At 66.1% G+C, this 557-nt stretch carries 1 protein-coding gene; it reads right to left on the bottom strand.

Going from position 1 to position 557, the window contains the following annotated elements:
• Nucleotides 1-464 (bottom strand): VCBS domain-containing protein (locus tag AC1DRN_RS29985; RefSeq protein ID WP_477786932.1); only part of this gene is annotated, 464 nt, incomplete at its 3' end.
• Between the last annotated feature and the right edge of the window lie 93 nt (nucleotides 465-557).

Here is a 557-nt window from a genome sequence, read left to right as displayed (position 1 = left end):
ACGTAGGTCCAGGCACCGCCGGTGCCGATGGAGAACTGGCCGTAGCTGCCGGCGGTGTTGGTTTGCGCGACGAAGGTTGCGGCGCTGTCGACGTCGCTGATGGTCAGGCTGCCAGCGGTGGTCAGCGGAGCATTGGTTTCGCTCAGCGTAACGCTGGCCGAGGACAGCACGGCGGCATCGTTGCTACCGAGGATATGCACGGTGACCGAAGTGAGGGTGCCGTCGGCGCTGCTCACCGCGAAGGTGTCGGTGTAGGTGGTGCCGGCGGCGAACTCGTTGTGGGCGGAACTGGCGACGTAGGTCCAGGCACCGCCGGTGCCGATGGAGAACTGGCCGTAGCTGCCGGCGGTGTTGGTTTGCGCGACGAAGGTTGCGGCGCTGTCGACGTCGCTGATGGTCAGGCTGCCAGCGGTGGTCAGCGCAGCATTGGTCTCGGTGAGGTTGGCGATGTCGGCGGACAGCACGGCCGCATCGTTGGTGCCGAGGATATGCTGGTCTCGGTGAGGTTGGCGATGTCGGCGGACAGCACGGCCGCATCGTTGGTGCCGAGGATATGC

Source organism: Pseudomonas sp. P5_B3, from assembly GCF_056400405.1.
This window is presented reverse-complemented; position numbering and strand designations above follow the sequence as displayed.